Origin of the sequence: Hyphococcus aureus, from assembly GCF_042643165.1 — a bacterium.
GTDB lineage: Bacteria > Pseudomonadota > Alphaproteobacteria > Caulobacterales > Parvularculaceae > Hyphococcus > Hyphococcus aureus.
In genome coordinates this window covers 194694-219972 of sequence record NZ_JBHRSH010000002.1, presented here as the reverse complement: position 1 = coordinate 219972, position 25279 = coordinate 194694, and the positions used below count along the sequence as shown (strand labels likewise).

Sequence of the window (25279 nt, the reverse complement as noted above, 5' to 3'; positions counted from 1 at the left end):
ACACACCCCTTTAACGCAACCCGGAAGCCGCATCCCCTAACGTCACCCCCGTGACTATATAACAGGCTACCGTCAGAAGGCCGCCGGGTCCACCCATGAGACTGTATTTGCTGCATGCCTGACCCTCTCCGCCCCGCCCTCCTCTGGCTCCGTCAGGACCTTCGCCTTGACGATAATCCGGCGCTTGCCGCCGCACGGGAGACCGGCGCGCCGGTTATTCCGGTTTATGTCCTTGATGAGAGCATCGACCATGCGCTTGGCGGGGCGTCGCGCTGGTGGCTCCATCACAGCCTCGCTTCGCTAACCGCAGAGCTTGAAAAACTCGGCTCTAAACTCGTGCTGCGCTGCGGCGAAGCGGCGAAAATCATTCCTGCGCTGGTGGAAGAAACAAACGCCGCCCATGTGTTCTGGAACCGCCGCTATCACCAGTCGTGGATTGAGATCGACAAGAAACTGAAAAGCGATCTGGGTGAGCGCGGCGTCAATGTGGAAACCTTCAACGGAAGCCTTCTGCGTGAGCCATGGGAGCTGAAGACCGGCTCCGGCGGGTATTACAAAGTTTTCACCCCGTTCTGGAAATCCCTGAAACAGGCCAAACCCGCCCGCGCCGACACGGAAGCGAAACCGCGTAAGGTCGAAACCCCGAAGCAGTTTCCAAAAAGCGACAAGCTGGATGATTGGCGCCTCCTGCCGTCAAAGCCCAACTGGGCGGCTTCGTTCGAAGGCCATTGGACACCGGGCGAGAGGGGCGCCCGAGAGCGCCTGCTCGATTTCCTGAGCGACGTTATTGATGACTATAAACAAGGCCGCGATCGTCCGGACAAGGACTATACATCCCGCCTCTCCCCGCATCTGGCTTTCGGCGAAATAAGCCCGCTCACCATCTGGCAGGCAACTCACGCGAAAATGTCAGACGGCGCCATAAGCGACAGCGCCGGCGACAAATTCCTGTCTGAACTCGCCTGGCGCGACTTCTCTTACAACCTGCTTTTTCACAATGAAAACCTTCCCGCGAAGCCCTTGCGCGAAGAGTTCGCGGATTATCCCTGGCGCACAGATAAGAAAGGCCTATCCTCCTGGCGCAAAGGACTAACGGGATACCCCATTGTCGACGCCGGCATGCGCCAGCTGTGGCAAACGGGATGGATGCACAACCGTGTGCGGATGATTGTCGCCAGCTTTCTCATCAAGGACCTTTTGATCCCTTGGCAGGAGGGAGAAGAATGGTTCTGGGACACGCTGGTTGACGCAGACCTCGCGAGCAATTCCGCAAGCTGGCAATGGGTTGCAGGCTGCGGCGCCGACGCAGCGCCCTATTTCCGTATTTTCAACCCCGTGTCGCAGGGCGAAAAATTCGATCCGGATGGAAACTATGTCCGGGAATTCGTTCCCGCACTGCAAAATATGCCTGCAAAATATATCCACGCCCCATGGAAAGCTCCGCAGGAAGTGCTTGACAAAGCGGGCGTCAAACTTGGAAAATCTTATCCGGAACCCGTATTAGATCACGCCGCCGCGCGTCAGCGCGCGCTTGACGGGTATAAAACAATAAAAAAGTAACAAGCGCGCAAAAGTTTTGTGACCGGCGGCGGAAACTGTTTCGCTGTGAAAGGGTCTGAGAACTATGTCAGCGTCAGAAAGCATTCCTGGGAGCGCTCTCGCAAAGCCGGTTTTAGATACGCATGGCTTGCCATTTTTCTTCCGCCAGATTTTGAAGATTGCGTCTCATATTCAATATGGAACGCTGGAATTCGAATTGCCCGACGGACGTCGCCTGACGATTGAGGGCAAAGAGGAAAAAGACGCGAAGGGCGTCCTCCTGATCCGTCGCTACCGGTTCGCGCGGCGCGCGATGTTCGGCGGCGATATCGGCTTTTTTGAAAGCTTCGCGGACGGTGACTGGGAGACGCCCGATCTCGCCGCGTGCCTTTATATCTTCGCGCGCAATGCCGACCATGTGCAGCGCGTATTTTCCGGCCTTCCTTTTGTCGACTGGCTTCAAAACCTCAGGCGCAAAAGCGAGAAGAATACGAAAGCCGGCGCCAAGCGCAACATCGTCGCCCATTACGATCTCGGCAACAGCTTTTATGAAAAATGGCTGGACCCGACTATGACCTATTCCTCAGCGCGGTTTTCTCCACTCACCAACAGTCTCGAAGCCGCACAGCTCAACAAATATGAAAGCCTTGCGAAAATGATCGACCTTAAAGAGGGCGATCATGTGCTGGAGATCGGATCGGGCTGGGGCGGCTTCGCGGAATACGCCGCTGGAAAATACGGCGCCCGCGTCACCGGCCTGACCCTGTCGCCGGCACAACTTGACTATGCGCGCAAGCGCATTGAACGCGCCGGGCTTTCCGACAAGGTGGAGTTCCGCTTGCAGGATTACCGGGATGAGACCGGAACCTTTGACAAGGTTGCATCCATTGAAATGTTTGAAGCGGTGGGCAAGGAATACTGGAACGCCTATTTCCAGAAAGTGCGCGAGGTGCTGAAACCCGGCGGTCTTGCAGGGCTGCAAATCATCACCATTGCGGATCGGTTTTTCGAGAACTATCTGAAAAACACAGATTTCATTCAGCGCTATGTGTTCCCGGGCGGCGTCTTGCCCAGCAATGCGGCGCTGTCGAATCTCACGGAACAGGCCGGACTGAAACTCAAAGGCATACAGGATTTCGGGCAGGATTACGCCCTTACGCTGCATGAATGGAGCGACCGCTTCCTCGGCGCATGGGATGAAATTCGTACGATGGGTTTCGACGACCGTTTTTCGAAGCTGTGGCGGTTCTATCTCGCCTATTGCGAAGCGGGCTTTCGTGCCGGCACTACAAATGTGCGGCAGATGACTGTCCAGAAAGCCTAAGCGGTCTTCAGGTCGCATTTTCTCAACGCAAAGCGGTTTCCACTTTGCTTGAAACTGCTTTAGGCAGGCTCTTTTTTCAATTCCACAAGCCGCTGGTCGCGGATCACATAAACGCGATCCATCCGGTTTGCGAGCCGCTGGTCATGGGTCGCCGTCAGCGCCGCCAGCCCTTCGCCGCGCACCAGATTAAGCAACGCATCAAAAACCACATCCGAGGTTTTCGGATCGAGATTGCCTGTAGGTTCATCCGCCAGCATGATCTTCGGCTTGTTCGCCAACGCGCGGGCGATCGCCGTACGTTGCTGCTCCCCGCCTGAAAGCTGGCCCGGCTGGTGATGCACACGCTCGCCAAGCCCCATCAGCTTTAACAGCCGAACGGCTTCCGCTTCCGCTTCTTTCTTTTTGACGCCTGCTATCAGTTGCGGCAGCGCCACATTGCCCAGCGCGGAAAATTCCGGAAGCAGATGATGGAACTGATAGACAAAACCGAGCGTCGCCCGGCGGATACGGGTGCGTTCCGCATCGTTCAGGGGCGATGTCGCACGGCCCATAATGTGAACCTCGCCCGCAGACGCCGCTTCCAGAAGACCGGCTATATGGAGCAAGGATGATTTGCCGGAGCCAGACGGCCCCAGAAGCGCCGCCGTTTCACCGGGGCGCAGCGAGAAATTGATTTCCTCGACAACGACGAGATCGCCGTAACGGCGCGCAACATTTTCGAGGCGGAGAACGGGCTCACTCATAGCGCAGCGCCTCCACCGGATCGAGCCGCGCGGCGCGCGATGCAGGATAAAGCGTCGTGATAAGGGACATGAACAGCGTAAAGCCCGCAATCAGGGCGACTTCGCGCAATTCAAGCTTCGCCGGAACGCCGTCGAGGTAGTAAACCTCCGCCGGGAAAACATCGTGTCCGACGAGTGTGGAGATGCCGTTCTCTATAGCGTCGATATTGAGGATGAACAGCGAGCCGAGCACGATCCCGGCGATGGTGCCGAGAACGCCGATGAGCGCGCCGGACAACAGGAAAATGCGCAGGACCGAGCCTTGCGTCGCGCCCATGGTCCTGAGAACCGCGATATCGCCGGTCTTGTCCTTCACCAGCATGATAAGACCCGTCACAATGTTCAGCGTCGCGACAATGATGATCAGGAACAGGACAAGACGCATGGCGAAGCGCTCCACCTGAAGCGCGTTGAAATAGCCCTGGAAACGCTGCTGCCAGTCGCTGACATAAAGCCCCGGCGCGACGCTCATCAATTGCTCGCGATAGGCTTTGATCTGTTCGGGTTCAGCGACATTGACCTCAATATTCTGGACGCCGTCTCCGAAACCGAAAAACAGTTGCGCCTGCTCCAGCGGCATGAAGCCGTAAATGGCGTCATATTCGGCGTTGCCCACATGGAAGATCGCGCCGACGGTATAGACCTTTGAGCGGGGCGTACGACCGAACGCCGTCTCTGCGCCTTGCCCGGTTAATAATCGCACCTTGTCGCCTGCGCGAACGCCGAGCTGAGATGCAACCCGACTGCCAAGCAGGATTTCATTTCCGCCCTTGTCGCCGACGCCGAAATTTTCCACCGATCCGTCGAGAATATGGTCAGGTCCTGTGATGTACTCATTCACGAGAAGGTCGTCGCGCCGGACGCCGCGAACAATCATGCCGGTCTCGCCATTGGCGCTCGCAAAGACCGGTTGCTCAATCAGCGGCGTTGCGCTGGTGACGCCCTGAATTGCGGCGAGGCGCGTCGCCAGATCATCATACTCTGTGATCGGCTCCTCCGCCTGCACATGGGCGTGGCCGTTGGTGCCAAGAAGCTGGTCGAGCAAGGTCAGGCGAAAGCCCTGCATGATCGACATCACGCTGATCAACGCCATCACGGCAAGCATGATGCCGCCAAAGGCGATCATGGAGATGAGCGACACGCCTTTTCCGGACCGCGTGGCGCCGAGATAACGCCGTGCAACCATCCATTCGAAATAGGAAAAGGGCCGCGTTGGCGAGGCCGCGACATTCGTCATTTTCTTTTCTCCGGGCCTGAAAGGCTTGAACCGCCTTGCTAACCTACTTTTCCCGAAAGGCAAATCGCCCGCAGCCCCCGTGCCTGGCAACCGCCTTGCCATCTCCCCCAGCATTTTGTTCAATAAAGAGTGAGGGTCATGGTGGGAGCGTCAAAGTGGGTCTGGTCAGCAAAATCGTAGGGTATTTTCTGCTTGCGGGCGTCATGTTCGCGGGCGGGGTCTGGGCGGTCAAGGAATTTGGCGACGGCGCCGCGCTTCCCGCCGGTCTCGAAAATGCCAGTTATTTCCTTGGCGGCGCCGGCGCGATTTACTGGGCGTGGTCAATTTTCGCCGACGCCCTTTCCGCCTGGCGCGAAGCTGGCGGCATCGGCTTCACGATCAAATTCATCCGGAATTTCTTTGTGACTTTCGTGCGCAGCATCGTCGCCCCTGCGCTCGCGGCCGTCGCTGCGGTCAGCAGTTCATGGAATATCCTGCAACAGATCGGCGAAAATCAGGGATCGACCATGCAGGCGCTGGCGACAGGCGGCATCATGCTTGGCGCAGCCAGCATCGCCATCATTACAAAACTGCCCGACACGCACCCCAAGACGAAAATCTAGGCGTAGTCGAGCGCCGCTTTGACCTTGGCGGCGATCTCGCCAGCGACACCGTCAAGCGCGACGTTTGATTTCTCACCCGTGTGGCGGTCTTTCACTTCCGCTTCGCCGGCGCCAAGGCCACGCGGGCCAATCGTGATCTGGTAAGGCAAGCCAATCAGATCCATACGCGCAAATTTCTCGCCCGGCCGTGCGGCTATATCATCGTAAAGAACATCAACGCCAGCCGATTCAAGATCGGCGTACAGTTTCGCACACGCTGCGTCGCAGGCCTCATCGCCCACGCGCAGATTGACAATTCCCACATGAAACGGCGCGACTGGCATGGGCCATTTGCAACCAGCCTCGTCGTGATAGGCCTCAATGATGGCGCCGAGAAGACGCGACACGCCAACACCGTAAGAGCCCATCTGGACATTGATGTCGCCGCCATCGGGACCAGCGACAACTGCCTTCATCGGCGCTGAATATTTCTCACCAAAGAAAAAGATGTGGCCGACCTCAATGCCGCGCGCTGATATGCGGTTTTCACTCGCAACCTTTGTTTCGAATTCTTTTTCGTCGTGCATTTCATCCGTCGCAGCGTAAAGCGACGTGAACTGATCGATCACAGGCTGTAAGTCACCGTCGAAATCCGTCGTCTTCGCAGGCACATCCATATCGACGAGGCCCTTGTCACAGAAGACTGCGCTTTCACCCGTATCCGCGAGGACGATGAATTCATGACTAAGATCGCCGCCAATAGGCCCGGTGTCCGCGCGCATGGGGATCGACTTCAATCCCATTCGCGCGAAAGTGCGCAGATAGGCCACAAACATCTTGTTGTAGCTGTTGCGTGCACTCTCTTCGTCAATATCGAAGGAGTAGCAATCCTTCATCAGAAACTCTCGGCCGCGCATAATGCCGAAACGCGGACGGATTTCATCACGAAACTTCCACTGAATATGATAGAGCATTTTCGGCAGGTCCTTGTAGGACCGAACGCCGGCGCGGAAGATCTCCGTGATCATCTCTTCATTGGTAGGCCCGTAAAGCATCTCGCGATCAGCGCGGTCGGTGATGCGCAGCATCTCCTTGCCATAGGCGTCATAGCGCCCGCTCTCGCGCCACAGATCGGCGGACTGGATCGTCGGCATCAACATCTCGACCGCATGCGCACGATCTTGCTCTTCGCGCACGATCTGTTCGATTTTTTTAAGGACCCGGAACCCAAGCGGCAACCAGGCGTAAATGCCCGCACCCTCCTGACGGATCATGCCCGCGCGCAGCATCAGCCGGTGCGAGGCGATCTGGGCGTCGGCGGGGGTTTCTTTCAGAACAGGCAGGTAAAACCGGGAAAGGCGCATAAGGGTCCGCAAAACTTCAACTTCGCGGAGCCTTCTAGTCGGTTTTCTGGCCGAGGGGAAACCCCGGCGCGCCAGCCCATTTTCCAGGCTATCCGGCGCAGGCGTTTGCGGTTTCGACGATGTGGTAGTCGCCTTCTGCGGACCAGCGCCCGCTCAGCTTGACCGCAGCGCCCTCAGCCGCACTCATCTGAGTGGGTTCGTAGTCCGCAGCGGTCCCGGCGGTAACGAATTCCGCTGACGGACACGGATCGGCAGTGGCGATGATCGAATGTGCGTAAGTCGCCATAACCCAGTAAACGAGAGTCATCGCGATCATGAAGCCCAGCATTTTCATTGGGACCCCCTGCAATATTGACCTGAATTGACGATGGTGGTTCCCGCCTCATCGAGGCGGAGATCGAAACGGGCGAGAATCTGGCGACTCGCCCAGCCCTTGCGAGCCTGTTCACGATAGACGATCACCCCGTCGGTCTCGGCAATGGCGTCTTCCTCGACGCGGATGATCGCAGCGCTATTACCGGCAAGAAGATAGGTCTCGGCGGCGGCGCAGGGGCCCGGCCGCACGATCACGACGTCCCAAGCCGCGCCAACCCCGGCGACGGCGAAGGAAATTCCGGCGATGATGATGCGGCCTGCTTCCATAGGCGGGGCGGTGCATCATCCGCGCCACGTTAAGGATTAACGCAGCAAAGGGGCTTTCCGGGTTGATTTACGGAGCATATCGCTCCCAGGGAGCCTCAATTAAGATGCTGCCGCCGGTCCCGATTTGGGCTTGTGAGGCCCGATGGCTTTTGCTATGTCGCCCCACCTCGCCAGTGGTTTCTAGGAGCTGCTGGATACCATTTGTTCCGTGGAGCCCTGCTCCATGGCGCGACGTGCGGTCGTGGCGGAATTGGTAGACGCGCAGCGTTGAGGTCGCTGTGGGGCAACCCGTGGAAGTTCGAGTCTTCTCGACCGCACCATTTCTCCCAGGAAACTCCCGTATCCTGAATTTCCCCGCCTTGTCCTTGAGCGTTGAGGGAGGCATATGCGCCATGTCATCTCATGGGAGCAGTATCGGCTTCATGGCCACCGACCGGCTTCAACATTCCCCCACAGGCGCCGAAGCGAAACTCCTTCGCAGCGATGCGCCTGTTGAGTGGGCGGTCTCTCCGAGCCGCATCCCCTATGACGCCGCCGTCGAGTACATGGAGACCCGCGCCGCCGCCATCCGCGCAGGTGAAGCCCCCGAACTTGTCTGGCTGCTGGAACATGAACCGCTCTACACCGGCGGGACCAGCGCGAAGGAAAGCGATCTCCTCAATGCCGACCGCTTTCCGGTCTACAAATCCTCTCGCGGCGGACAATACACCTATCACGGCCCCGGCCAGCGCGTCGCTTATGTGATGCTCGACCTCGAAAGCCGCGGCAAGGACATCCGCTGTTTCGTTCACGGGCTCGAACAATGGATCATCGAAACGCTCGACGCCTTTAATGTCAAAGGCGAACGCCGCAGCGACAGAGTTGGCGTCTGGGTCGACCGCACCGAGCCTGGCGGGTCTTTGCGCGAGGACAAGATCGCCGCCATCGGTGTACGCGTCAGGAAATGGGTGAGCTTTCACGGCATCGCGCTAAACGTCGAACCTGACCTCACCCACTTCAGCGGCATCACCCCCTGCGGCGTCAGCGATCCTGGCCTCGGCGTCACCAGCCTCGTCGATCTCGGCCTGCCGGTCACGATGGATGACGCCGACGAAGCGCTAAAAGCCGCTTTTCACAAGGTTTTTGGCCCGACTCTCGACGCCGCTTCGCCGTCATGGTGAAATAGTCTTTGGGGAGACTGATTCCCGAAAGGCAGGCTTGGCCATGGCGGAAAAAATACTCGTCACCGGCGTCAGCGGATTCATCGCCAAACATGCGGCGCTTCAGTTGCTGGAAAAAGGCTATGAGGTGCGCGGCACTATCCGCGCCCTGAGCAAGGCGATACAGGTCAAAAAATCACTGGAAGAGGCTGGCGCCGACATCAGCCGCCTTTCCTTCGCCGCCGCCGATCTTTCAGAAGATGAAGGCTGGGAGGATGCGGCCCGGGGATGCGACGGCGTTCTTCATATCGCCTCACCGTTCCCGACAGCGCAGCCGCGCCAGCGCGACGCCCTTGTCCCGGCGGCGCGCGACGGCGCCATGCGGGTTTTGAACGCCGCAAAAAAAGCTGGCCACATAGTCATGACCTCATCCATGGTCACGATGATGTATCGCGCCGGCCGGCCTGCGGTTCTGCCTGTCACCGAAGATGACTGGACCGATGAAGACTGGAAACAGAACACGCCTTACATCGTCTCCAAGACCGCCGCTGAACAGGCCGCCTGGGACGCCGCGGTCATCGGCGGTTTCAAACACCGGTTGACCATTGTGAACCCGGCGCTGGTGCTGGGCCCGCCTCTTGATGACGATATCTGCGCATCGCTCGATTTGATCCGGCTCATGATGACCGGCGCCTATCCGGCGATGCCGGATGTTTCTTACCCGATGGTGGATGTGCGCGATGTGGCGGCTGTGCATGTGGCGGCGCTTGAAAAACCTGAAACCGGCGGGCGGCGCCTCATCGCGTCGGCCGACACCCTGTCGCTGAAAGAGATCGCCGCTATTCTTTCAACCGCGTTTCCAGATCGCGCAAAGAAAATTCCTTCAGGCGTTTTGCCGGATTGGCTTGTGCGCATCATGGCGATATTCGACCGCAACATCGCAACGGTCTTGCCCGACCTCGGCGTGGCGCCGCAGGCGGATACCGCTTATGTCACCGACCTCACTGGCGTCGTATTTCGTCCGGGCAGAGACGCCGTCATTGATGCAGCGCGCGCGCTTGAGCGCGTTAAGGCGATTTAATTTACAATTTTACCGGAAAAACCCTTCGGGTTTGCGGACATTTTACTCTCTGTGGTGTTACATTGGATCAAGCGATTTATGGAGGCGTTTATCATGGCGGCAACACGGGTTTCAGCTTTGCTCGCGGGCTTTTCTCTTCTGGCTTTTCCGGCGCTCGCGCAGGAGGAGACAACACCCCCCGCAGACATGCCTGAAGCCGTCGCAATGCCTGTTGATGGCGCCGAAGCCGCGCAAGGCGAAGCGGCGGAAGAGACCGTCGAAGTCAATCCCGACGAAATGGCCGATATGCTGAATTCGAGCCAGCAGCTGAAACAGACCTTCACACTGAAGCGCACCATTAACGGCGAAGTGGTCGAGACCGACAAACGCACCGTCACTTTTTCACGCGATATGCCCTATCGTGAAACCGAAGCCAAACAGACGACGCTTGAGCAATTGAAAGCCGCTTTTGACGGCGAGGCGTTGACGCGCACCGAAGCGTTCGAGGAAGCCAAGCTGGATTTTATCGTCGCTGATACTGATCGTGACGAAGCCATGACAGCACAGGAATTTGCAAGTCTGGTCGATAGCTGGCGCAAAAACGACGCCCGCATCGCCGATGCGCCTACGGAAGAAATTGCGCGCCAACGCCAATATGACGCCTTCCTTGAGGAGCTCGATCCATCAGCTGCGCAAATGCAGACCGAAGCCTATGCGCGCGAAAAATTTGCGTTCATGGCCGGCGCATCGGAATCCATGAGTTTGCAGGATTACATCCGCGAGTATTTACTCGATTTTGATTCCATGGACGCTGACAAAGACACCGTGTTGACCGGCGATGAGCTGATGCGGTTCCGCGCACTCAATCGCGGCGAGACGCTGGACATGTAATCAGCTTTTCAGCAGGGCCAAAAACCTCGCCACGGTGAGAAAATCAGCTTTGAGCCGCTCTTCTCTCGCTTTGGCTTCCTCATCGACGCCCCATTGCTCTTCCTGAAAGCGCTCGTCCACACGCGACGCTTCGAAAATCGTCTCAGCGTCATCAAGCTCTTTCCAGAGCGCCAGCGCGAGCACAGCGGACCCGGCGATCGCCGTCGCAATTTGCAGGGCAAATAAAGTTTCCGGTGAGACTTTCGTCAATGCGCTTCGCACGGCCGTCGAAGACGCATCCGCCTGAGGCACAGCCATAATTCCCGAAGTCGTCACCAATATGGCGCCGAATTCCACTCGCAGGAACTCCACATAAGGGTCCCAGACCGCCGCCTGCCGGACGGCCAGTTTTTCCGGCTCTCCGGCGCGGTAGCAAACGAGATCAGAGCCCAGATATTTCACGATCTCTTCACGCCAGTGTTCGACGTCAGCTTCGCTTCCATCGATGGATGCAGATAAAAGACCCGTTAGCGGCATGGTTGCGCGCTCAATATGCTCGCCCTGCCCCGCCCACTCCGCAACGACAGCGTTCGCCAACGCCAGGCCGGGCGCTGACAGCACATTGCGGCCCATCGTTTTCGCCATTCGTCCATCCAGCGCAATTGCGTGGCGGCCTTCATGATCGACGACAGTAACCTCTTTGTAAAACCTTTTGGGGCGGACGGTTTCGCTCACGAATGCAAATCCTCCGGCCATTCAACTTTCGCGTTCTTACCAAAGCAAAAGAACTTCCACGTCTCCAGCATGTGTCCTTGAAGCGGCGCCGAGAGCGTCATATTCCGTCCAGTCTTCGGATGCGGAAAGGTCATGGAGCGGCAGAAAAGATGGAGTTGCGGCGAGACGCCTTCGATTTTAGCCGAAGGCCCGCCATATTTGCCGTCGCCGATAATGGGGCATCCAATGGCCGCCGCATGAACGCGGAGCTGATGGGTTCGGCCGGTGACAGGACGCATGGCGAGAAACGAAACCGTCCCCGCCTCTTCAATGATCTGGTAGTCGGTAATGGCTTTTTTGGCGTCCTCGCCTTCGGCCGGAATAACGCGCTCTTCCTCGCCTTCACCGATCCGCACCATTTTCTTGGCGATGGGCATGTCAATCGTGCCCTCATAGGGGCGCGGGGCGCCGGCGACTAGCGCCCAATAGGTCTTCTCCACATCATGACCCTTGAAGGCGTCGCCGAGCCGCTGCGCCGCCTGACGGGTTTTGGCGACGATCATCAATCCGCCGGTATCTTTATCGAGGCGGTGAACGAGGCGCGGGCGCTCGCCGTTTTTCTCCAGCGCCGCCAGCATGCCGTCGAGATGTTCTTTCGTTTTCGAGCCGCCCTGCACTGCAAGCCCGAAAGGTTTGTTCAACGCCATGATCTCATCATCTTCAAAAATGATCAGCCGGCGCACGGCTTCTGCATCCGTTTTATTTGGTTGCCTCGGCTTTTTTTCGGTGGGCGCATTGGAGAGCGGTGGAATGCGGATTTCCTCACCCGTCTCCAGCCGCCGGTTTGCTTTCACGCGGCCGCCGGCGACCCGGACCTGGCCTTTGCGCAGATATTTTTCCAGCTCGCCGTGGCGCACTTGCGGGAAATGCGCCTTAAACCAACGGTCAAGACGCATGCCTTCTTCATCGGCTTTGACTTTACGTGTCTGAACGCCGCTCATGTGAATTGCCGCCCTATGGCCAGGCCACCCAAAAGGGCGGATACGGATAAAATGACAGAAGCAAGAAGATAGGCGCCCGCAATCACAATGGTGCGGTCGCGATAGAGGGTCACGACATCAAGGGAAAATGTCGAAAAGGTTGTAAAGGCGCCGAGCAGGCCGACCGTCAGAAAAACTCGCAAGGCGGGACTCACCGGTTCTCGGTGCGCTAGCCAGACAATAATCAGCCCCATGACGAAGGAGCCCATGATGTTCGCCACAAGCGTTCCCCACGGGAAATTTGGCCCCAAAAGATGCATTGCCGTGCGCGACACCGCATGGCGCGCCATCGCTCCAACGGCGCCGCCCGCCGCTACCGCCAGCCAGATATGTGGGCCCATCAGCCTCTCCTCATGAATGGCGTCAGGATTAGCCGCAAAAGCGGTTTATCTTCAATGGATTCAAGACCGATTTTCATCTCAGGGGTGCGTGACGCCGAACTCCGTGACGCAAATAGCGGGTCCCATAGGCTCAAGATCGAGGCGTAATTGGAATGGGTGTCCTTCATGACCGCGTGATGGTGCACCCAGTGGATCGACGGGGTGACCATGATCCGCGACAGCGTCCGCTCAAAACCGGCCGGCAGCCTCAGATTGGAATGGTGAAACATCACCGTGCAGATGAACACCGTTTCGAAGGCGATGACATGGGTAAAGGGGATTGCGAGAAGCGCAATCGGGATCAGGCGCAACAGCGCCGAGATCATCACCTCGCCAATATGAAAGCGAAAAGCGCTGGTCGTATCGAGAAACTCGTCGAAATGATGGATCTGATGAAAACGCCACATAAGCGGCACACGGTGCCAGGCGCGGTGCATCCAATAGGTCCACAGATCGAGAAGGATAATGTCGGCGATAAGGATGAGTGCGCCGAAGCGCAGAGTTTCAGGCCGCTCCCATAACAGGTGATTGGCGCCGAAGGCGGTCAGCGGCGCGATGATGAGCGGCGACAGGACTAGCACAATGCCCCATAGACCGAGATTGTGGATCATTCTATGTTTCGTCTTCGGACGCGGTGCCGCGGCGGCGAGACGCTCACCGATAAACAGGAGCGCAAAAACCGCTCCGCCGACCAGCGGTTTCACGCCGCCGGCGGCCGTGACAAAAGACTCAATCGCCTGCATCAGGAACCGGATTTCTCCCGCCTTTTGCGATCCCAATATTCAAGCCTCTTGGCGATTTCCTTGTCAAAACCGTATTGCGTGGGCTCATAGAATTTCTGACGCGGCATTGCTTCCGGAAAATAGCTGAGCCCCGCAAAGCCGCCGTCAACATCATGGTCGTATTCATAACCCTTATGATAGCCGAGCTCTTTCATGAGCTTTGTCGGCGCATTCACGGCGTGCATAGGCGGCATCAGGGAGCCAGTCTCTTTGGCGGCCGCTTTCGCATTATGAAAAGCGACATAGGCGCGGTTCGATTTCGGGGCTGTCGCGAGATAGGTCACAAGCTGGCCAAGCGCGATTTCACCTTCGGGTTGGCCGAGAAACTCATATGCTTCCTTCGCGGCGATGGCGAGCGGCAGGGCCTGCGGATCAGCGTTGCCCACATCCTCCGACGCCACAACGATTAGTCGGCGGAAAATGAATTTCGGATCTTCGCCGCCCACGACCATGCGCGCAGCCCAATAGAGCGCAGCGTCGACATCCGAGCCGCGAATGGATTTCTGGAGCGCACTGGCGAGGTTATAATGGGACTCATCGCTCTTGTCATACACCGGCGCCCGGCGCTGGACGATCTCGCCAAGTTCTTTGGGCTCTATGGGTTTTCGACCTTCGGGTTCAGCGAAAATTTCCTCGGCGAGATTGAGCATGAAGCGGCCGTCGCCGTCCGCCATATTGCGCATCAGTTCGCGCGCTTTATCCGTCAACGGAAGATCTCGGCCTTCCTCTTTTTCAGCCCTTTTGAGAAGCAGCTCCAAGGCCGCATCATCAAGGCGGTTGAGCGTAAAAACCTGTGCACGCGACAACAACGCGGCGTTCAGTTCGAATGAAGGGTTTTCCGTCGTGGCGCCGACGAGCGTGATGACGCCCGCTTCAACATTCGGCAGGAAACTGTCCTGCTGCGCCTTGTTGAAGCGATGGATCTCGTCAACGAAAAGGAGCGTCCCCTTCCCTTCCGACCGCCGGGCCTTGGCGCGTTCGAAAACTTTACGCAGGTCTGCGACACCGGAAAAAATCGCCGAAATCTGCTCGAATTCCAGCTTGGCGTCTTTCGCCAGCAAGCGCGCAATCGTGGTCTTGCCGACGCCGGGCGGCCCCCAAAGCACGAGCGACGACAGACGCCCTGCATCCAGCATCCGGCGCAAAGGCGCGCCCTTCGCCAGCAGATGATCCTGCCCTACGACCTCGGCGAGCGTTTTCGGGCGCAGTCTGTCCGCAAGCGGACGCGGCGCTTCCTTTTCAAGTCCCGCCGCGCCAAAGAGATCGCTCATGCCGGTCCTATCTGCCCACCCGCCAGGGCACGATCCGCCCGCCGGTGTCGACTTCCAGCTCCCAGCTTTGCGCAGGCTTGTTTATCTCGCGCTCAAGCTCCGCAGCGGTGTTCACATGGCGGCCATTGACCGAGACAATCTTGTGCCCCGGACGCAAGCCGCGGCGCGCCGCAAAAGAGCGCGACTCCACGACGGAGACGACTACGCCCTTGGAAAGCGGATCAAGGCCAAGCTCTTCGGAAAAGCGCGGTGACAGATTGTCCACCGTGACGCCGTTCAGGGGGTGGTTGCCTTCAAGCGCGCGCGTGTCACGCGCCGGCGTTTCAGGCGGCAGGGTGAGCTTCACCGTGGCGTTGCGCGTTTTGCCGCCCCGCACGAAAACCAGATTGGCGCTGTCGCCGTCATTATTGACGCCGATCCGGTATTGCAGGGTCTGCGCATCGTAAACAGGCTGGCCGTCAACTTCGATAATGACATCGCCCGCCTGAATGCCGGCAAGTTCCGCCGGACCTTTCTCCCAGGTGTCGTCGACAATGGCGCCCGCGGGACGGTCAAGCTTCAACGCTTTCGCCATGTCCGCCGTCACCGTGCTCGACGAGGCGCCGATCCATGGACGCACCAGCGCCGTGCCGGAGATCGCCGACTTGATCACCTGTTGCACAAGGCGCGAGGGGATCGCGAAGCCAATGCCGTTGGAGCCGCCTGAACGCGAATAGATCGCCGAATTGATGCCCACCACGCGACCGTCAATATCGATCAGCGCCCCGCCGGAATTGCCCGGATTGATCGCCGCATCGGTCTGGATGAAGAACTGATAATCGGAAATCGACACCGCCGTGCGCGCCAGCGCGGAGATGATGCCGCTCGTGACCGTCTGGCCGACGCCGAACGGATTACCGATGGCAAGAACTACATCGCCAACATGGATGGAGTCCGAATTGGCGAAGGTGAGATACGGCAGCGGCTCTTCCGGGTCGATACGCAACACGGCAAGGTCCGTCTGCGCATCGGCGAGCACGAGTTCGGCTGCGAACTCGCGGCGATCATTCAGGACAACCTTGATCTCGGTCATGCCTTCGATGACATGATTATTGGTGACAACGACGCCGTCAGGACTAACGATGACGCCGGAGCCCAAAGAGTTCTGTTCGCGCAGACCGCCGCCGCCGAAAAACCGCTCAAAGAACGGATCGCCTGCAAAGGGACTGCGCTGTTGCACGACGCGCTTGGTGTAGACATTGACCACGGCGGGCGCGGCGCGCTCCACAACCGGCGCGAAAGACATTTTCACATCTTCCATGGAATGCGGCACGACCCGCGGCGCCTGGGCGATCGCCTCACCGGCCATTTCGCCTTCCGCTTGCCCTGGCGGCGGCCCTGCGGCTTCGGGAGCCGGCTGGGCGCAGGCGGCGTTGGCGAAAATCAGGAGTACGAAAAAGGAGGTGATGCGCAATTTCATAGAACAAACCTCTGTGCGGGGATGGGTTCTGTTAGACCCCGCTTCCTTACAACGGGCCCCGGATCAAGGCAAAGGCGTAGCGGAACCGTTAGATGGCCATTGAGTTCGCGCAATCAAGCACCGGGTCAGGGATCAAAGAAAAAGGCGGCCCGAAGGCCGCCTTGAAATCTCACTGAATAGCCAAAAGCCTATTCGTCGTCGTCAGCATCGACACCGATGACCGGGCCTGAATCCTGCCCCTTGGCGTCTTCGTCGCGATCAACAAATTCAATGACCGCGAGCGGCGCATTGTCGCCATAGCGGAAGCCGGCCTTCATGATGCGGATGTAGCCGCCATCGCGTTCGGCGTAACGTGGGCCGATCGTTTCGAACAGCTTCTTCGTCATATCCTTGTCGCGGATCGACGAAATCACCTGACGGCGCAGATGCAACGACTGGCTTTCATTCTTGGCCGCGTGTTTCGCCTTGGTCACGAGCTTCTCTACGATAGGGCGAAGCTCTTTGGCTTTCGGCAATGTCGTCGTGATCTGCTCATGTTTGATCAGTGCACAGGACATGTTCGCAAACATCGCTTTGCGGTGTTCGTGGGTCCGGTTCAGTTTTCTCAGCGCCATCCCGTGTCGCATGGCTTTTTCTCCTAGAGGCCGACGTCCCGCCGGTCTTGGTTATTCGTCAAATTTTTTCGCGAGTTCTTCGATATTTTCAGGCGGCCAATCGGGCACGTCCATGCCGAGGTGAAGACCGAGGCCCGCCAGCACTTCCTTGATCTCGTTCAGCGACTTGCGGCCGAAATTCGGCGTACGGAGCATTTCCGCTTCGGTCTTCTGGATGAGATCGCCAATATAGACGATATTGTCGTTCTTGAGGCAGTTCGCCGAACGCACTGAAAGCTCAAGCTCGTCAACCTTGCGCAGAAGCGCCGGGTTGAACGGAAGCTCTTCGCGGGCGTCGCCGCCCATGTCTTTCGTCGGCTCGTCGAAATTGATGAAGATCTGCAGCTGGTCCTGAAGAATGCGCGCAGCGTAAGCAACCGCATCGTCAGGCGACAAGGAGCCGTCAGTTTCAACGTCCATGATCAATTTGTCATAGTCGAGAACCTGGCCTTCGCGGGTGTTCTCGACGCGATAGGCGACGCGGCTCACGGGCGAATAAAGGCTGTCGACCGGGATGAGGCCAATCGGCGCGTCTTCCGGACGGTTCGCTTCGGCCGGGGCGTAGCCCTTGCCGGTGTTGACCGTCATCTCGATGCGCAGATTTGCGCCCTGATCGAGATGGCAGATCACATGATTCTTGTTGAGGATTTCAACCGCAGAGGTTTCCTCAATGTCGCCAGCCGTCACCGGACCCGGCGTCGATTTCTTGAGAACGAGACGCTTCGGCCCGTCCGCATGCATGCGCAGCGCCAGCTGCTTCACATTGAGAACAATGTCCGTCACGTCCTCGCGCACGCCCGGAATGGACGAGAATTCGTGGACGACGCCGTCGATCTGGATCGACGTCACGGCCGCGCCTTGCAGCGACGACATGAGAATACGGCGCAGGGAGTTGCCAAGCGTCAGACCAAAGCCACGCTCCAGCGGTTGGGCGATAATAGACGCCTTGCGGTTAGCGTCGCCGCCTGGCGAAACTTCCAGTTTCGTCGGGCGGATCAGCTCAAGCCAGTTTTTTTCGAGGATGTTCGTCGTATCCATAGGTGGATCGCTCTCTTTATTCCGTATCGTGATTAAACGCGGCGGCGCTTGCGGGGACGGCAGCCATTATGGGGGATCGGCGTGACGTCATGAATAACAGTGACCGTAAGGCCGGCGGACTGGAGGGCGCGAAGCGCGCTTTCCCGTCCTGAGCCCGGACCGCGCACGGAAACGCTGACGGTCTGAAGGCCATGGTCCATGGCTTTTTTTGCGGCGTCTTCAGCCGCGAGCTGCGCCGCATAAGGGGTCGACTTGCGCGAGCCTTTAAAGCCCATGCCGCCTGCCGAAGACCAGGAAATCGTGTTGCCCTGCTCGTCCGCAATCGTGACCATGGTGTTGTTGAAAGACGCGTTCACATGAACAACGCCCGTGGAGATGTTTTTGCGTTCCCGGCGTTTAACGCGCGTTCCAGCTGCTTGCTTCGCCATTGTTGCGTATCCTTACTTCTTCTTGCCGGCGATCGGTTTCGCGGGGCCCTTGCGCGTGCGGGCGTTGGTGTGTGTGCGCTGGCCGCGAACCGGCAGGCCGCGACGATGGCGCAGACCGCGATAGCAACCTTGATCCATGAGGCGCTTGATGTTCACAGCGACGTCGCGGCGAAGATCGCCCTCGACCATATAATCGCTGTCGATGGTTTCACGGATCTGCAGGACTTCAGAGTCCGACAGTTCGTTGACGCGGCGCTCAGGCGCGATGCCAACCTTTTCGCAAATTTCAGCGGCTTTCGCCGGACCGATACCGTGAATATAGCGCAGTGCAATGGTGACGCGCTTGTTCGTCGGAATGTTAACGCCTGCTATACGAGCCACAGGTTGTTTCCTTCTTTTTCATCTCGCCCCTTTTCCCTTGGCCGGGCCAACCATTTTAAAGGTCCATTCGGACCCGCCTCTTACGCACTCAAAACGCCGCCTGTTTCCAAGCAACAACACCCGCGACGGCGAATAGGGGTCAACCCCTGCCGGGCGGGCGGTACTCCTTCTGACGGAGAGCGCGTTGATAGGCCTACGCGCCACCCTCCGTCAACCGCTTTTCAAAGCTATTTCAGCCCTGAATTTGGTCCAATATCGCGTCAATGGCGGCAGAGACGGCCTCGACCGTCTGCATGCCGTCCACAGCGCGCAATTTGCCCTGCCCCTCATAGTAAGGGATCAGCGGCGCCGTCTGTTCGCGATAGACATCAAGCCGTTTCGCGAAGGTCTCTTCATTGTCATCGGCCCGGACTTCCTCGCCCCTGGCCTTGGTTTCCTTAATGCGGTTTCGAAGCCGGTCGATCAGCGCCGCCTCGTCCACCCGGAGTTCCACAACGGCGTCGACCGCCCGCTCCTTTTTGGTGAGGATCGCGTCCAGCATCTCGGCCTGCGGGATGGTCCGCGGGAAGCCGTCCAGCAGAAAACCAGGAGCACAGTCATCAGCCTCGATGCGCTCCTCGATGATCGCGGCGACGATATCGTCGGAAACGAGGTTGCCGGCGTCCATGATCGCCTTCGCTTTGAGGCCTACAGGGCTTTTCGCCGCGACAGCCGCACGAAGCATATCACCGGTCGAGAGTTGGGGAATGCCGTAACGCTCAACGATATGAGCGGCCTGGGTGCCTTTTCCGGCGCCCGGAGGGCCGAGGAAAATTACGATCATCGTCTCCCCCCGCGCAGCTTCGATTTCTTGATCAGCGCTTCATATTGCTGGGCGACAAGGTGGCCCTGGATCTGACCGACCGTGTCGAGGGTCACGGAAACGACGATCAGCAGCGACGTACCGCCAATATAGACCGGGATCGACTGACCATAAGCGGATTTCAGGATTTCCGGGAAAATACAGACCGCGGTCAGATACATGGCGCCAAGCACCGTAAGACGGGTCAGCACGAAATCTAGATACTCCGCCGTGCGCGGCCCCGGGCGATAGCCCTGTACGAAACCGCCATATTTCTTGAGGTTATCCGCCACTTCTTCGACGTTGAAGACCACTGAAGTGTAGATGAACGTGAAAACGATGATCAGCGTGGCGTAAAAGGCGATGTAGAGCGGCTTGCCGGGCGCAAACAGAAAGGTAAGGTCCTGCAGCCATTGCGGCGAACCATCGCCCACAGCGCCAGCGGCCGTCGCCGGCAGCAGCAGCAGAGATGAAGCGAAAATCGGCGGAATGACGCCCGATACGTTGATTTTCAGCGGAAGGTGGGATTTTTCCCCTTGCGTCATGCGCTGACCAACCTGGCGACGCGGATACTGGACCAGAATCCGGCGCTGGGAGCGCTCCATGAAGACCACAAAGGCGATAAGCCCGAGCGCCAGGGCCGCGATAACGAGGATTGCGCCGCCGCCGATGCCGCCGCCCGCCCGGCCCTGGTCAAGCAGCGAGGCCACAACCCGCGGCAGCTCCGCCACGATCCCGGCGAAAATAATCAGCGACACGCCATTGCCGACGCCGCGCGCAGTAATCTGCTCGCCAAGCCAGAGAAGGAACATCACGCCGCCCACCAGGGTGACGGTCGTCGTAATCAGGAAGTACGGCCCCGGATTGATCACCGTTCCGGCCTGGCTCTGAAGACTGACCGCGATGAAATAACCCTGCATGGTGGCCAGAAAGACCGTCAGATAGCGGGTGTACTGGTTAATCTGGCGACGGCCCTGCTCACCCTCTTTCTTGACCTTCTCAAGCGACGGGATCACAGCAGACATCAGCTGCATGATGATCGAGGCCGAGATGTAGGGCATGATGTTCAGGGCGAAGATCGCCATACGCTCAACCGCGCCGCCAGCGAAAATGTTCAGCGTGCCAAGCAGGCCACCCTGCTGGCTCTGGAACCCCTGACTGAAGGCGATCGGGTCAATGCCCGGGATCGGCACGAATGTGCCGAGGCGGTAGACAATCAGCGCGCCGAGCGTGAACAGCAAACGCTTCTTCAGTTCTTCCGCTTTCGCAAAAGACGCGAGATTGATGTTCGACGCGAACTGTTCCGCTGCAGAAGTCATCAGCCTGTCACCTGTTCAGCTTGCCCTTTTGGGCGGCCCCTCACGCGAAATGCGTTCGGGCCATGTGGCGATTGCGGACGGCGCCCGCAACCCCCGGGTCAACACCCTACTCGCCCTTGGCTTCGCCCTGGACCAGCGTGACCGAGCCGCCAGCCTTTTCGACCGCGGCTTTCGCCCCAGCCGAAGCGTGGGCGACCACAAGATCGAGCTTGGATTTGAGTTCACCGACGCCGAGCAGCCGGACGCCGTTCTTGGCGCGGCGCACAACGCCCGCCTCAACGAGCGCGGCGACATCGATTGTTTTGCCTGCATCAAGTTTGCCGGCGTCTACAGCAGTCTGAAGACGGCCGATGTTCACTTCGACAAAAGCGGCGCGGTTCGGTTTGTTAAAGCCGCGCTTCGGCAGGCGCATGTAAAGCGGCATCTGGCCGCCTTCATAGGCGCGAATGCCCGAGACACCCGAGCGTGATTTCTGACCCTTTACGCCGCGCCCGCCGGTCTTGCCCTTGCCGGAGCCGATACCGCGGCCAACGCGAATGCGCGACTTGCGCGCGCCTTTATTGTCGGAAAGCTGATTGAGTTTCATTTTCTTACCTCGACTTGCGACAGCGATTTCCATGAACCGCCGCCTCGCCTGATCGCCTCTCTAGGCGACAAAATGACGGGGCGCTATGGCCCGCCGGTTTAGTCTTCCACCACCTCAACGAGATGGGAAACCTTGCGGATCATGCCGCGCACAGACGGCGTGTCCTCGAGCTCGCGCTCGCGGCCGATCTTGTTCAGACCGAGGCCGACCAGCGTCGCGCGTTGATCTTGCGGACGGCGGATCGGGCTGCCGGTCTGGCGCACTTTCAACATTTTTTTCGCCATGACGAATTCCTTTACGCGGCGTCAGCCGCTTCAGCGGCGGCGCCGCGAGCGGGGAGAATATCGGAAACCTTTTTACCGCGCTTGGCGGCCATGGTCCGTGGGCTTTGCTGGTTCTGGAGCGCATTCACCGTCGCGCGCACCATGTTGTAAGGGTTCGAGGAACCGAGAGATTTGGCGACAACGTCCTGAACACCCAGCGTTTCGAAGATCGCGCGCATCGGACCGCCGGCGATGATGCCGGTGCCCGGAGGCGCTGAACGCAACACAACTTTACCGGCGCCCCAGCGGCCCGATGCGTCATGATGCAGAGTGCGGCCTTCGCGAAGCGGCACGCGCACGAGATTGCGCTTGGCTTCCTGGGTGGCCTTGCGGATCGCTTCCGGCACTTCGCGGGCTTTGCCCTTGCCAAAACCGACGCGGCCTTTCTGATCACCAACGACGACGAGCGCGGCGAAACCGAAGTTTTTGCCGCCCTTCACCACCTTCGCCACGCGATTGATGGCGACTAGCTTGTCGACGAACTCATCGCGTTCTTCGCGTTCGCCCCGGCCTCTGCCTTGTCCACGGCCGCGGCCACGTCCTTCTTCACGCGCCATCTTTCAAACTCCCTAGAATTTAAGGCCGGCTTCGCGCGCGGCTTCCGCAAGCGCTTTGACCCGACCGTGAAACATATAGCCGCCGCGATCAAACACGACTTCCTTGACGCCGGCTTTCACCGCGCGATCAGCGAGGGCTTTACCCACTTTCGCCGCTGAATCCTTATCAGATCCCTTGCCGAAGTCTTTCTCCAGCGAAGTTGCGGATGCGAGGGTCTTGCCCTGCACATCGTCGATGATCTGCGCCGAAATGTTTTTCGACGACCGGAACACCGACAGGCGCGGACGCTCTGTAGAGACGCGCTTGATCTTGCGGCGCGTGCGAGCTGCCCGTGAATCCTGTTGTTTTCTCTTTTGATCGGCCATAGCCCGATTTCCTCTAGCGAAGCGTTACTTCTTCTTGCCTTCCTTACGGAAGATGAATTCGTTAGCGTATTTGACGCCCTTGCCTTTGTAAGGCTCTGGCGGACGGAACGCGCGGATCTCCGCGGCGGCCTGTCCGACCTTTTGTTTGTCGATGCCGGAAACGATGATTTCCGTCGGTTTCGGCGCCGCGAGCTTGACGCCTTCCGGCGCGGGGTAATCGATGTCGTGGCTATAGCCAAGCGCCAGCGAAAGAGCTGTGCCCTTCATCTGCGCACGATAACCAACGCCCACAAGCTCCAGCGTCTTGGTGAATTCATTGGCGACACCGTCGAACATGTTCGAAATCCGGGTGCGGCTCATTCCCCAGAGCGAGCGCGCAGGCTTCGAATTGTCAACCGGCTTCACTGTGATTTCGTCATTTTCGAGCGCAACCGTGCACAGCTCATTGACGACGAACTCAAGCTCGCCCTTCGGACCTTTTGCCGTAACCGTCTGGCCGTTGACCGTAACGGTCACGCCCTTGGGCACGGAGATCGCTTTTTTACCGATGCGGGACATTTATCTAGCTCCCAGCCTTAGTAAACTTCGCAGAGCACTTCGCCGCCCACATTGGCGTCGCGTGCAGCTGCATCTGACATGACGCCCTTCGGCGTCGAAACAATCGAAATTCCGAGGCCGTTGCGAACGGACCCGAGATCGCGAACCGAAGAATAAACCCGGCGGCCAGGCTTGGAGACCCGCTTGATCTTCTGGATCACTGGAGCGCCTTCGTAATATTTCAGCTCGACTTCAAAGTTCGGCTTTTCGCCGTCCTTTTCGACACGGCTGTAACCACGAATGTAGCCTTCCGCCTCAAGCACGTCCAGAACCCAGCCGCGCAGCTTCGAGGCCGGAACATTCATGGTCGAGTGCCGGCGCATCTGCGCGTTGCGGATGCGGGTGATCAGATCGCCGACAGGATCATTGATAGCCATTGTTCTCTCGGCTCCCTTACCAGCTTGATTTCACGAGGCCCGGAATCAACCCGGCCGAACCCAGTTGACGCAGCGCGATGCGCGACATCTTCAACTTGCGGTAGTAACCGCGCGGGCGGCCGCTGACCAGGCAGCGATTGCGGATGCGCGTCTTCGATGAGTTGCGCGGAAGCTCAGCTAGACGAAGAGCCGCCATGAAGCGGTCCTCGCCGGACTGGTCCTGATCCCTGATGATCGCCTTCAGCCGGTTGCGCTTGGACTCAAACTTTTTCGCCATGCGGCGGCGTTTGAGATCGCGCTCGACCATTGATTTCTTCGCCATGTCTTCTCCTTCTCAAGCCGGTTTCCGCGTCGGTCGCGGACCCTGCCCAATGCCTTTTCTATTTCCGGAACGGAAAGTTGAATTCCCGCAGCAGTTCGCGCGCCTCGTCGTCATTGGTCGCGGTCGTGCAAACGATGATGTCCATGCCTCGGATCTTGTCGACTTTATCGTAGTCAATTTCCGGAAAAACGATATGTTCTTTCAGGCCCATCGCGTAATTGCCGCGTCCGTCAAAGCTTTTTGCGTTGAGGCCGCGGAAGTCACGCACGCGCGGCAGCGCGATGGTGATGAGACGATCCAGAAATTCGAACATGCGATCCTTGCGGAGCGTCACTTTCGCGCCGACAGCCATGCCTTCGCGCAGCTTGAAACCGGCGATGGATTTCTTGGCCTTCGTGATAACCGGCCGCTGACCAGCGATCAGCGTGAGGTCCGCAACAGCCGCATCAACCGCCTTGCGGTCGTTCACAGCGTCGCCAACGCCCATATTGATCACGATCTTGTCGAGGGACGGCATCATCATCGCATTCGAATATTTGAACTTGTCGTTCATCTTCGAGCGGATGGTGTCGCGATAAAGCGTCTTCAGACGCGGTTCATATGATTGAGCTTCAGCCATCGATAACCTCACCCGACGCTTTCGCGACGCGCACTTTCTTTCCATCTTCGATCTTGAAGCCGACGCGGGTTGGTTTGCCTGTCGACGGATCTTTTAGCGCCACGTTGGAGACGTGGATCGACGCTTCGCGCGTGATGATCCCGCCTTCTTGCTGGGGCGTCTGACGCTGGTGTTTCTTGATCAGGTTAATGCCGCGCACAACCACACGGTCGGCTTTCGGCATGACCTGAACGACTTCGCCTTCCGCGCCCCGGTCCTTGCCGGCGAGCACGACGACTTTGTCGCCTTTTTTGATCTTCGCAGCCATTACAGCACCTCCGGCGCCAGCGACACGATCTTCATGTGCTTGGCGGCGCGCAGTTCGCGGGTCACCGGGCCAAAGATACGTGTGCCGATCGGCTCTTTGTTATTGTTGATCAGAACAGCGGCGTTGCGGTCAAACCGGATCACCGATCCGTCCTTGCGCTGGATGTCCTTCGCGGTGCGCACAACCACAGCCTTCATGACCTGGCCTTTTTTCACACGGCCGCGCGGGATCGCTTCTTTTACCGACACGACGATGATGTCGCCAACGCCGGCATATCTGCGTTTCGCGCCGCCAAGCACCTTGATGCACTGAACGCGCTTTGCGCCGGAATTATCGGCGACGTCCAAATTTGATTGCATCTGGATCATGGTGATCCTCCTG

At 58.6% G+C, this 25279-nt stretch carries 33 protein-coding genes and 1 tRNA gene; 7 read left to right on the top strand and 27 right to left on the bottom strand.

The window, feature by feature from the left end; translation table 11 throughout:
- Nucleotides 1–114: 114 nt before the first annotated feature.
- The gene (locus tag ACFOOP_RS14080; RefSeq protein WP_379881751.1) at nucleotides 115–1560 is read left to right on the top strand and encodes a cryptochrome/photolyase family protein; all 1446 of its coding nucleotides are present in this window, start codon (nucleotides 115–117) and stop codon (nucleotides 1558–1560) included.
- Between the two features lie 64 nt (nucleotides 1561–1624).
- The gene (locus ACFOOP_RS14075; protein WP_379881750.1) at nucleotides 1625–2863 is read left to right on the top strand and encodes a class I SAM-dependent methyltransferase; all 1239 of its coding nucleotides are present in this window, start codon (nucleotides 1625–1627) and stop codon (nucleotides 2861–2863) included.
- 59 nt (nucleotides 2864–2922) lie between these two features.
- Here the strand turns inward: ACFOOP_RS14075 and ACFOOP_RS14070 are convergent, their stop codons facing one another.
- Together ACFOOP_RS14070 and ACFOOP_RS14065 are read right to left on the bottom strand one after the other, a co-directional pair.
- Nucleotides 2923–3606 (bottom strand): ABC transporter ATP-binding protein, encoded by a 684-nt coding sequence (locus ACFOOP_RS14070; RefSeq protein ID WP_379881749.1) that lies wholly within the window; start codon nucleotides 3604–3606, stop codon nucleotides 2923–2925.
- Nucleotides 3599–4882 (bottom strand): lipoprotein-releasing ABC transporter permease subunit, encoded by a 1284-nt coding sequence (locus tag ACFOOP_RS14065; RefSeq protein ID WP_379881748.1) that lies wholly within the window; start codon nucleotides 4880–4882, stop codon nucleotides 3599–3601. The genes ACFOOP_RS14070 and ACFOOP_RS14065 overlap by 8 nt, the downstream gene beginning before the upstream one ends.
- Before the next feature lie 155 nt (nucleotides 4883–5037).
- Between ACFOOP_RS14065 and ACFOOP_RS14060 the strand changes: the two genes are divergently transcribed.
- The gene (locus ACFOOP_RS14060; RefSeq protein ID WP_379881747.1) at nucleotides 5038–5484 is read left to right on the top strand and encodes a hypothetical protein; all 447 of its coding nucleotides are present in this window, start codon (nucleotides 5038–5040) and stop codon (nucleotides 5482–5484) included.
- Here ACFOOP_RS14060 and proS read toward each other — a convergent pair.
- The 3 genes from proS to ACFOOP_RS14045 form a co-directional block, all read right to left on the bottom strand.
- The gene (proS, locus tag ACFOOP_RS14055) at nucleotides 5481–6827 is read right to left on the bottom strand and encodes a proline--tRNA ligase (RefSeq protein WP_379881746.1); all 1347 of its coding nucleotides are present in this window, start codon (nucleotides 6825–6827) and stop codon (nucleotides 5481–5483) included. The two genes, ACFOOP_RS14060 and proS, sit on opposite strands and share 4 nt — an antisense overlap.
- A gap of 88 nt (nucleotides 6828–6915) precedes the next feature.
- Nucleotides 6916–7161 (bottom strand): hypothetical protein, encoded by a 246-nt coding sequence (locus ACFOOP_RS14050; protein ID WP_379881745.1) that lies wholly within the window; start codon nucleotides 7159–7161, stop codon nucleotides 6916–6918.
- A complete protein-coding gene (locus ACFOOP_RS14045; RefSeq protein ID WP_379881744.1) occupies nucleotides 7158–7469 on the bottom strand; it encodes a hypothetical protein in 312 nt (103 codons plus the stop codon). Before ACFOOP_RS14045 ends, ACFOOP_RS14050 begins: the two co-directional genes overlap by 4 nt.
- A 235-nt stretch (nucleotides 7470–7704) precedes the next feature.
- Between ACFOOP_RS14045 and ACFOOP_RS14040 the strand changes: the two genes are divergently transcribed.
- The 4 genes from ACFOOP_RS14040 (at nucleotide 7705) to ACFOOP_RS14025 (ending at nucleotide 10559) form a co-directional block, all read left to right on the top strand.
- Nucleotides 7705–7789 (top strand) — tRNA-Leu (locus ACFOOP_RS14040).
- Between the two features lie 72 nt (nucleotides 7790–7861).
- Nucleotides 7862–8629 carry a lipoyl(octanoyl) transferase LipB gene (gene lipB / locus ACFOOP_RS14035; protein WP_379881743.1) on the top strand — a complete coding sequence of 256 codons (768 nt, stop codon included), beginning with the start codon at nucleotides 7862–7864 and terminating at the stop codon, nucleotides 8627–8629.
- A 43-nt stretch (nucleotides 8630–8672) separates the two neighbouring features.
- A complete protein-coding gene (locus ACFOOP_RS14030; RefSeq protein WP_379881742.1) occupies nucleotides 8673–9689 on the top strand; it encodes an NAD-dependent epimerase/dehydratase family protein in 1017 nt (338 codons plus the stop codon).
- Nucleotides 9690–9782: 93 nt separating this feature from the next.
- On the top strand, nucleotides 9783–10559 hold the full coding sequence (locus ACFOOP_RS14025; RefSeq protein WP_379881741.1) for a hypothetical protein: 777 nt from the start codon (nucleotides 9783–9785) through the stop codon (nucleotides 10557–10559).
- Here the strand turns inward: ACFOOP_RS14025 and ACFOOP_RS14020 are convergent, their stop codons facing one another.
- The 22 genes from ACFOOP_RS14020 to rplN form a co-directional block, all read right to left on the bottom strand.
- Complete coding sequence (locus ACFOOP_RS14020; RefSeq protein ID WP_379881740.1) at nucleotides 10560–11273, bottom strand: ATP12 family chaperone protein; 714 nt, start codon at nucleotides 11271–11273, stop codon at nucleotides 10560–10562.
- Entirely contained in the window at nucleotides 11270–12253 is a 984-nt protein-coding gene (locus ACFOOP_RS14015) for an RluA family pseudouridine synthase (RefSeq protein WP_379881739.1), read from the bottom strand. Before ACFOOP_RS14015 ends, ACFOOP_RS14020 begins: the two co-directional genes overlap by 4 nt.
- On the bottom strand, nucleotides 12250–12633 hold the full coding sequence (gene crcB / locus ACFOOP_RS14010) for a fluoride efflux transporter CrcB (RefSeq protein ID WP_379881738.1): 384 nt from the start codon (nucleotides 12631–12633) through the stop codon (nucleotides 12250–12252). The genes ACFOOP_RS14015 and crcB overlap by 4 nt, the downstream gene beginning before the upstream one ends.
- The gene (locus ACFOOP_RS14005; protein ID WP_379881737.1) at nucleotides 12633–13451 is read right to left on the bottom strand and encodes a sterol desaturase family protein; all 819 of its coding nucleotides are present in this window, start codon (nucleotides 13449–13451) and stop codon (nucleotides 12633–12635) included. The genes crcB and ACFOOP_RS14005 overlap by 1 nt, the downstream gene beginning before the upstream one ends.
- The gene (locus ACFOOP_RS14000; RefSeq protein WP_379881736.1) at nucleotides 13415–14725 is read right to left on the bottom strand and encodes a replication-associated recombination protein A; all 1311 of its coding nucleotides are present in this window, start codon (nucleotides 14723–14725) and stop codon (nucleotides 13415–13417) included. Before ACFOOP_RS14000 ends, ACFOOP_RS14005 begins: the two co-directional genes overlap by 37 nt.
- Before the next feature lie 7 nt (nucleotides 14726–14732).
- Complete coding sequence (locus ACFOOP_RS13995; protein ID WP_379881735.1) at nucleotides 14733–16184, bottom strand: Do family serine endopeptidase; 1452 nt, start codon at nucleotides 16182–16184, stop codon at nucleotides 14733–14735.
- A 188-nt stretch (nucleotides 16185–16372) separates the two neighbouring features.
- Nucleotides 16373–16810, bottom strand: coding sequence for a 50S ribosomal protein L17 (gene rplQ / locus ACFOOP_RS13990; RefSeq protein WP_379881734.1), 438 nt, complete (start codon nucleotides 16808–16810; stop codon nucleotides 16373–16375).
- 39 nt (nucleotides 16811–16849) lie between these two features.
- Nucleotides 16850–17860 (bottom strand): DNA-directed RNA polymerase subunit alpha, encoded by a 1011-nt coding sequence (locus ACFOOP_RS13985; RefSeq protein WP_379882898.1) that lies wholly within the window; start codon nucleotides 17858–17860, stop codon nucleotides 16850–16852.
- A 47-nt stretch (nucleotides 17861–17907) separates the two neighbouring features.
- Nucleotides 17908–18303 (bottom strand): 30S ribosomal protein S11, encoded by a 396-nt coding sequence (rpsK, locus tag ACFOOP_RS13980; protein WP_379881733.1) that lies wholly within the window; start codon nucleotides 18301–18303, stop codon nucleotides 17908–17910.
- Nucleotides 18304–18315: 12 nt separating this feature from the next.
- Complete coding sequence (rpsM, locus tag ACFOOP_RS13975) at nucleotides 18316–18684, bottom strand: 30S ribosomal protein S13 (protein ID WP_375203156.1); 369 nt, start codon at nucleotides 18682–18684, stop codon at nucleotides 18316–18318.
- 232 nt (nucleotides 18685–18916) lie between these two features.
- A complete protein-coding gene (locus ACFOOP_RS13970; protein WP_379881732.1) occupies nucleotides 18917–19507 on the bottom strand; it encodes an adenylate kinase in 591 nt (196 codons plus the stop codon).
- Nucleotides 19504–20844 (bottom strand): preprotein translocase subunit SecY, encoded by a 1341-nt coding sequence (gene secY / locus ACFOOP_RS13965; protein WP_379881731.1) that lies wholly within the window; start codon nucleotides 20842–20844, stop codon nucleotides 19504–19506. Before secY ends, ACFOOP_RS13970 begins: the two co-directional genes overlap by 4 nt.
- A gap of 106 nt (nucleotides 20845–20950) precedes the next feature.
- Complete coding sequence (rplO, locus tag ACFOOP_RS13960) at nucleotides 20951–21430, bottom strand: 50S ribosomal protein L15 (protein WP_379881730.1); 480 nt, start codon at nucleotides 21428–21430, stop codon at nucleotides 20951–20953.
- 98 nt (nucleotides 21431–21528) lie between these two features.
- Entirely contained in the window at nucleotides 21529–21714 is a 186-nt protein-coding gene (gene rpmD / locus ACFOOP_RS13955; protein WP_379881729.1) for a 50S ribosomal protein L30, read from the bottom strand.
- An 11-nt stretch (nucleotides 21715–21725) separates the two neighbouring features.
- A complete protein-coding gene (rpsE, locus tag ACFOOP_RS13950; RefSeq protein ID WP_379881728.1) occupies nucleotides 21726–22310 on the bottom strand; it encodes a 30S ribosomal protein S5 in 585 nt (194 codons plus the stop codon).
- Nucleotides 22311–22322: 12 nt separating this feature from the next.
- Complete coding sequence (gene rplR / locus ACFOOP_RS13945) at nucleotides 22323–22676, bottom strand: 50S ribosomal protein L18 (RefSeq protein WP_379881727.1); 354 nt, start codon at nucleotides 22674–22676, stop codon at nucleotides 22323–22325.
- Between the two features lie 24 nt (nucleotides 22677–22700).
- Entirely contained in the window at nucleotides 22701–23234 is a 534-nt protein-coding gene (rplF, locus tag ACFOOP_RS13940) for a 50S ribosomal protein L6 (protein ID WP_379881726.1), read from the bottom strand.
- Nucleotides 23235–23251: 17 nt separating this feature from the next.
- A complete protein-coding gene (gene rpsH / locus ACFOOP_RS13935; RefSeq protein ID WP_379881725.1) occupies nucleotides 23252–23650 on the bottom strand; it encodes a 30S ribosomal protein S8 in 399 nt (132 codons plus the stop codon).
- 16 nt (nucleotides 23651–23666) lie between these two features.
- Complete coding sequence (gene rpsN, locus ACFOOP_RS13930; protein WP_379881724.1) at nucleotides 23667–23972, bottom strand: 30S ribosomal protein S14; 306 nt, start codon at nucleotides 23970–23972, stop codon at nucleotides 23667–23669.
- A 58-nt stretch (nucleotides 23973–24030) separates the two neighbouring features.
- Entirely contained in the window at nucleotides 24031–24591 is a 561-nt protein-coding gene (rplE, locus tag ACFOOP_RS13925; RefSeq protein WP_379881723.1) for a 50S ribosomal protein L5, read from the bottom strand.
- Nucleotides 24584–24898 (bottom strand): 50S ribosomal protein L24, encoded by a 315-nt coding sequence (gene rplX, locus ACFOOP_RS13920; protein ID WP_379881722.1) that lies wholly within the window; start codon nucleotides 24896–24898, stop codon nucleotides 24584–24586. The genes rplE and rplX overlap by 8 nt, the downstream gene beginning before the upstream one ends.
- Complete coding sequence (gene rplN, locus ACFOOP_RS13915; protein ID WP_379881721.1) at nucleotides 24898–25266, bottom strand: 50S ribosomal protein L14; 369 nt, start codon at nucleotides 25264–25266, stop codon at nucleotides 24898–24900. Before rplN ends, rplX begins: the two co-directional genes overlap by 1 nt.
- Nucleotides 25267–25279 lie beyond the last annotated feature (13 nt).

What these genes read in the sequence shown, in the direction of transcription:
- ACFOOP_RS14080 (WP_379881751.1), top strand. Translation starts at nt 115, where the DNA reads ATGCCTGACCCTCTCCGCCCCGCCCTCCTCTGGCTCCGTCAGGACCTT.
- rplN (WP_379881721.1), bottom strand. Translation starts at nt 25,266, where the DNA reads ATGATCCAGATGCAATCAAATTTGGACGTCGCCGATAATTCCGGCGCA.
- ACFOOP_RS14025 (WP_379881741.1), top strand. Translation starts at nt 9,783, where the DNA reads ATGGCGGCAACACGGGTTTCAGCTTTGCTCGCGGGCTTTTCTCTTCTG.
- lipB (WP_379881743.1), top strand. Translation starts at nt 7,862, where the DNA reads ATGTCATCTCATGGGAGCAGTATCGGCTTCATGGCCACCGACCGGCTT.
- rpsE (WP_379881728.1), bottom strand. Translation starts at nt 22,310, where the DNA reads ATGGCGCGTGAAGAAGGACGTGGCCGCGGCCGTGGACAAGGCAGAGGC.
- rplF (WP_379881726.1), bottom strand. Translation starts at nt 23,234, where the DNA reads ATGTCCCGCATCGGTAAAAAAGCGATCTCCGTGCCCAAGGGCGTGACC.
- rpsK (WP_379881733.1), bottom strand. Translation starts at nt 18,303, where the DNA reads ATGGCGAAGCAAGCAGCTGGAACGCGCGTTAAACGCCGGGAACGCAAA.
- rplO (WP_379881730.1), bottom strand. Translation starts at nt 21,430, where the DNA reads ATGAAACTCAATCAGCTTTCCGACAATAAAGGCGCGCGCAAGTCGCGC.
- rpsH (WP_379881725.1), bottom strand. Translation starts at nt 23,650, where the DNA reads ATGGCTATCAATGATCCTGTCGGCGATCTGATCACCCGCATCCGCAAC.
- crcB (WP_379881738.1), bottom strand. Translation starts at nt 12,633, where the DNA reads ATGGGCCCACATATCTGGCTGGCGGTAGCGGCGGGCGGCGCCGTTGGA.
- ACFOOP_RS14045 (WP_379881744.1), bottom strand. Translation starts at nt 7,469, where the DNA reads ATGGAAGCAGGCCGCATCATCATCGCCGGAATTTCCTTCGCCGTCGCC.
- rpsN (WP_379881724.1), bottom strand. Translation starts at nt 23,972, where the DNA reads ATGGCGAAGAAATCAATGGTCGAGCGCGATCTCAAACGCCGCCGCATG.
- proS (WP_379881746.1), bottom strand. Translation starts at nt 6,827, where the DNA reads ATGCGCCTTTCCCGGTTTTACCTGCCTGTTCTGAAAGAAACCCCCGCC.
- rplQ (WP_379881734.1), bottom strand. Translation starts at nt 16,810, where the DNA reads ATGCGACACGGGATGGCGCTGAGAAAACTGAACCGGACCCACGAACAC.
- rplR (WP_379881727.1), bottom strand. Translation starts at nt 22,676, where the DNA reads ATGGCCGATCAAAAGAGAAAACAACAGGATTCACGGGCAGCTCGCACG.
- ACFOOP_RS14070 (WP_379881749.1), bottom strand. Translation starts at nt 3,606, where the DNA reads ATGAGTGAGCCCGTTCTCCGCCTCGAAAATGTTGCGCGCCGTTACGGC.
- ACFOOP_RS14065 (WP_379881748.1), bottom strand. Translation starts at nt 4,882, where the DNA reads ATGACGAATGTCGCGGCCTCGCCAACGCGGCCCTTTTCCTATTTCGAA.
- ACFOOP_RS13995 (WP_379881735.1), bottom strand. Translation starts at nt 16,184, where the DNA reads ATGAAATTGCGCATCACCTCCTTTTTCGTACTCCTGATTTTCGCCAAC.
- secY (WP_379881731.1), bottom strand. Translation starts at nt 20,844, where the DNA reads ATGACTTCTGCAGCGGAACAGTTCGCGTCGAACATCAATCTCGCGTCT.
- ACFOOP_RS14050 (WP_379881745.1), bottom strand. Translation starts at nt 7,161, where the DNA reads ATGAAAATGCTGGGCTTCATGATCGCGATGACTCTCGTTTACTGGGTT.
- ACFOOP_RS14000 (WP_379881736.1), bottom strand. Translation starts at nt 14,725, where the DNA reads ATGAGCGATCTCTTTGGCGCGGCGGGACTTGAAAAGGAAGCGCCGCGT.
- ACFOOP_RS14030 (WP_379881742.1), top strand. Translation starts at nt 8,673, where the DNA reads ATGGCGGAAAAAATACTCGTCACCGGCGTCAGCGGATTCATCGCCAAA.
- rplX (WP_379881722.1), bottom strand. Translation starts at nt 24,898, where the DNA reads ATGGCTGCGAAGATCAAAAAAGGCGACAAAGTCGTCGTGCTCGCCGGC.
- rpmD (WP_379881729.1), bottom strand. Translation starts at nt 21,714, where the DNA reads ATGGCGAAAAAAATGTTGAAAGTGCGCCAGACCGGCAGCCCGATCCGC.
- rplE (WP_379881723.1), bottom strand. Translation starts at nt 24,591, where the DNA reads ATGGCTGAAGCTCAATCATATGAACCGCGTCTGAAGACGCTTTATCGC.
- ACFOOP_RS14075 (WP_379881750.1), top strand. Translation starts at nt 1,625, where the DNA reads ATGTCAGCGTCAGAAAGCATTCCTGGGAGCGCTCTCGCAAAGCCGGTT.
- ACFOOP_RS14015 (WP_379881739.1), bottom strand. Translation starts at nt 12,253, where the DNA reads ATGAGCGGCGTTCAGACACGTAAAGTCAAAGCCGATGAAGAAGGCATG.
- ACFOOP_RS13970 (WP_379881732.1), bottom strand. Translation starts at nt 19,507, where the DNA reads ATGATCGTAATTTTCCTCGGCCCTCCGGGCGCCGGAAAAGGCACCCAG.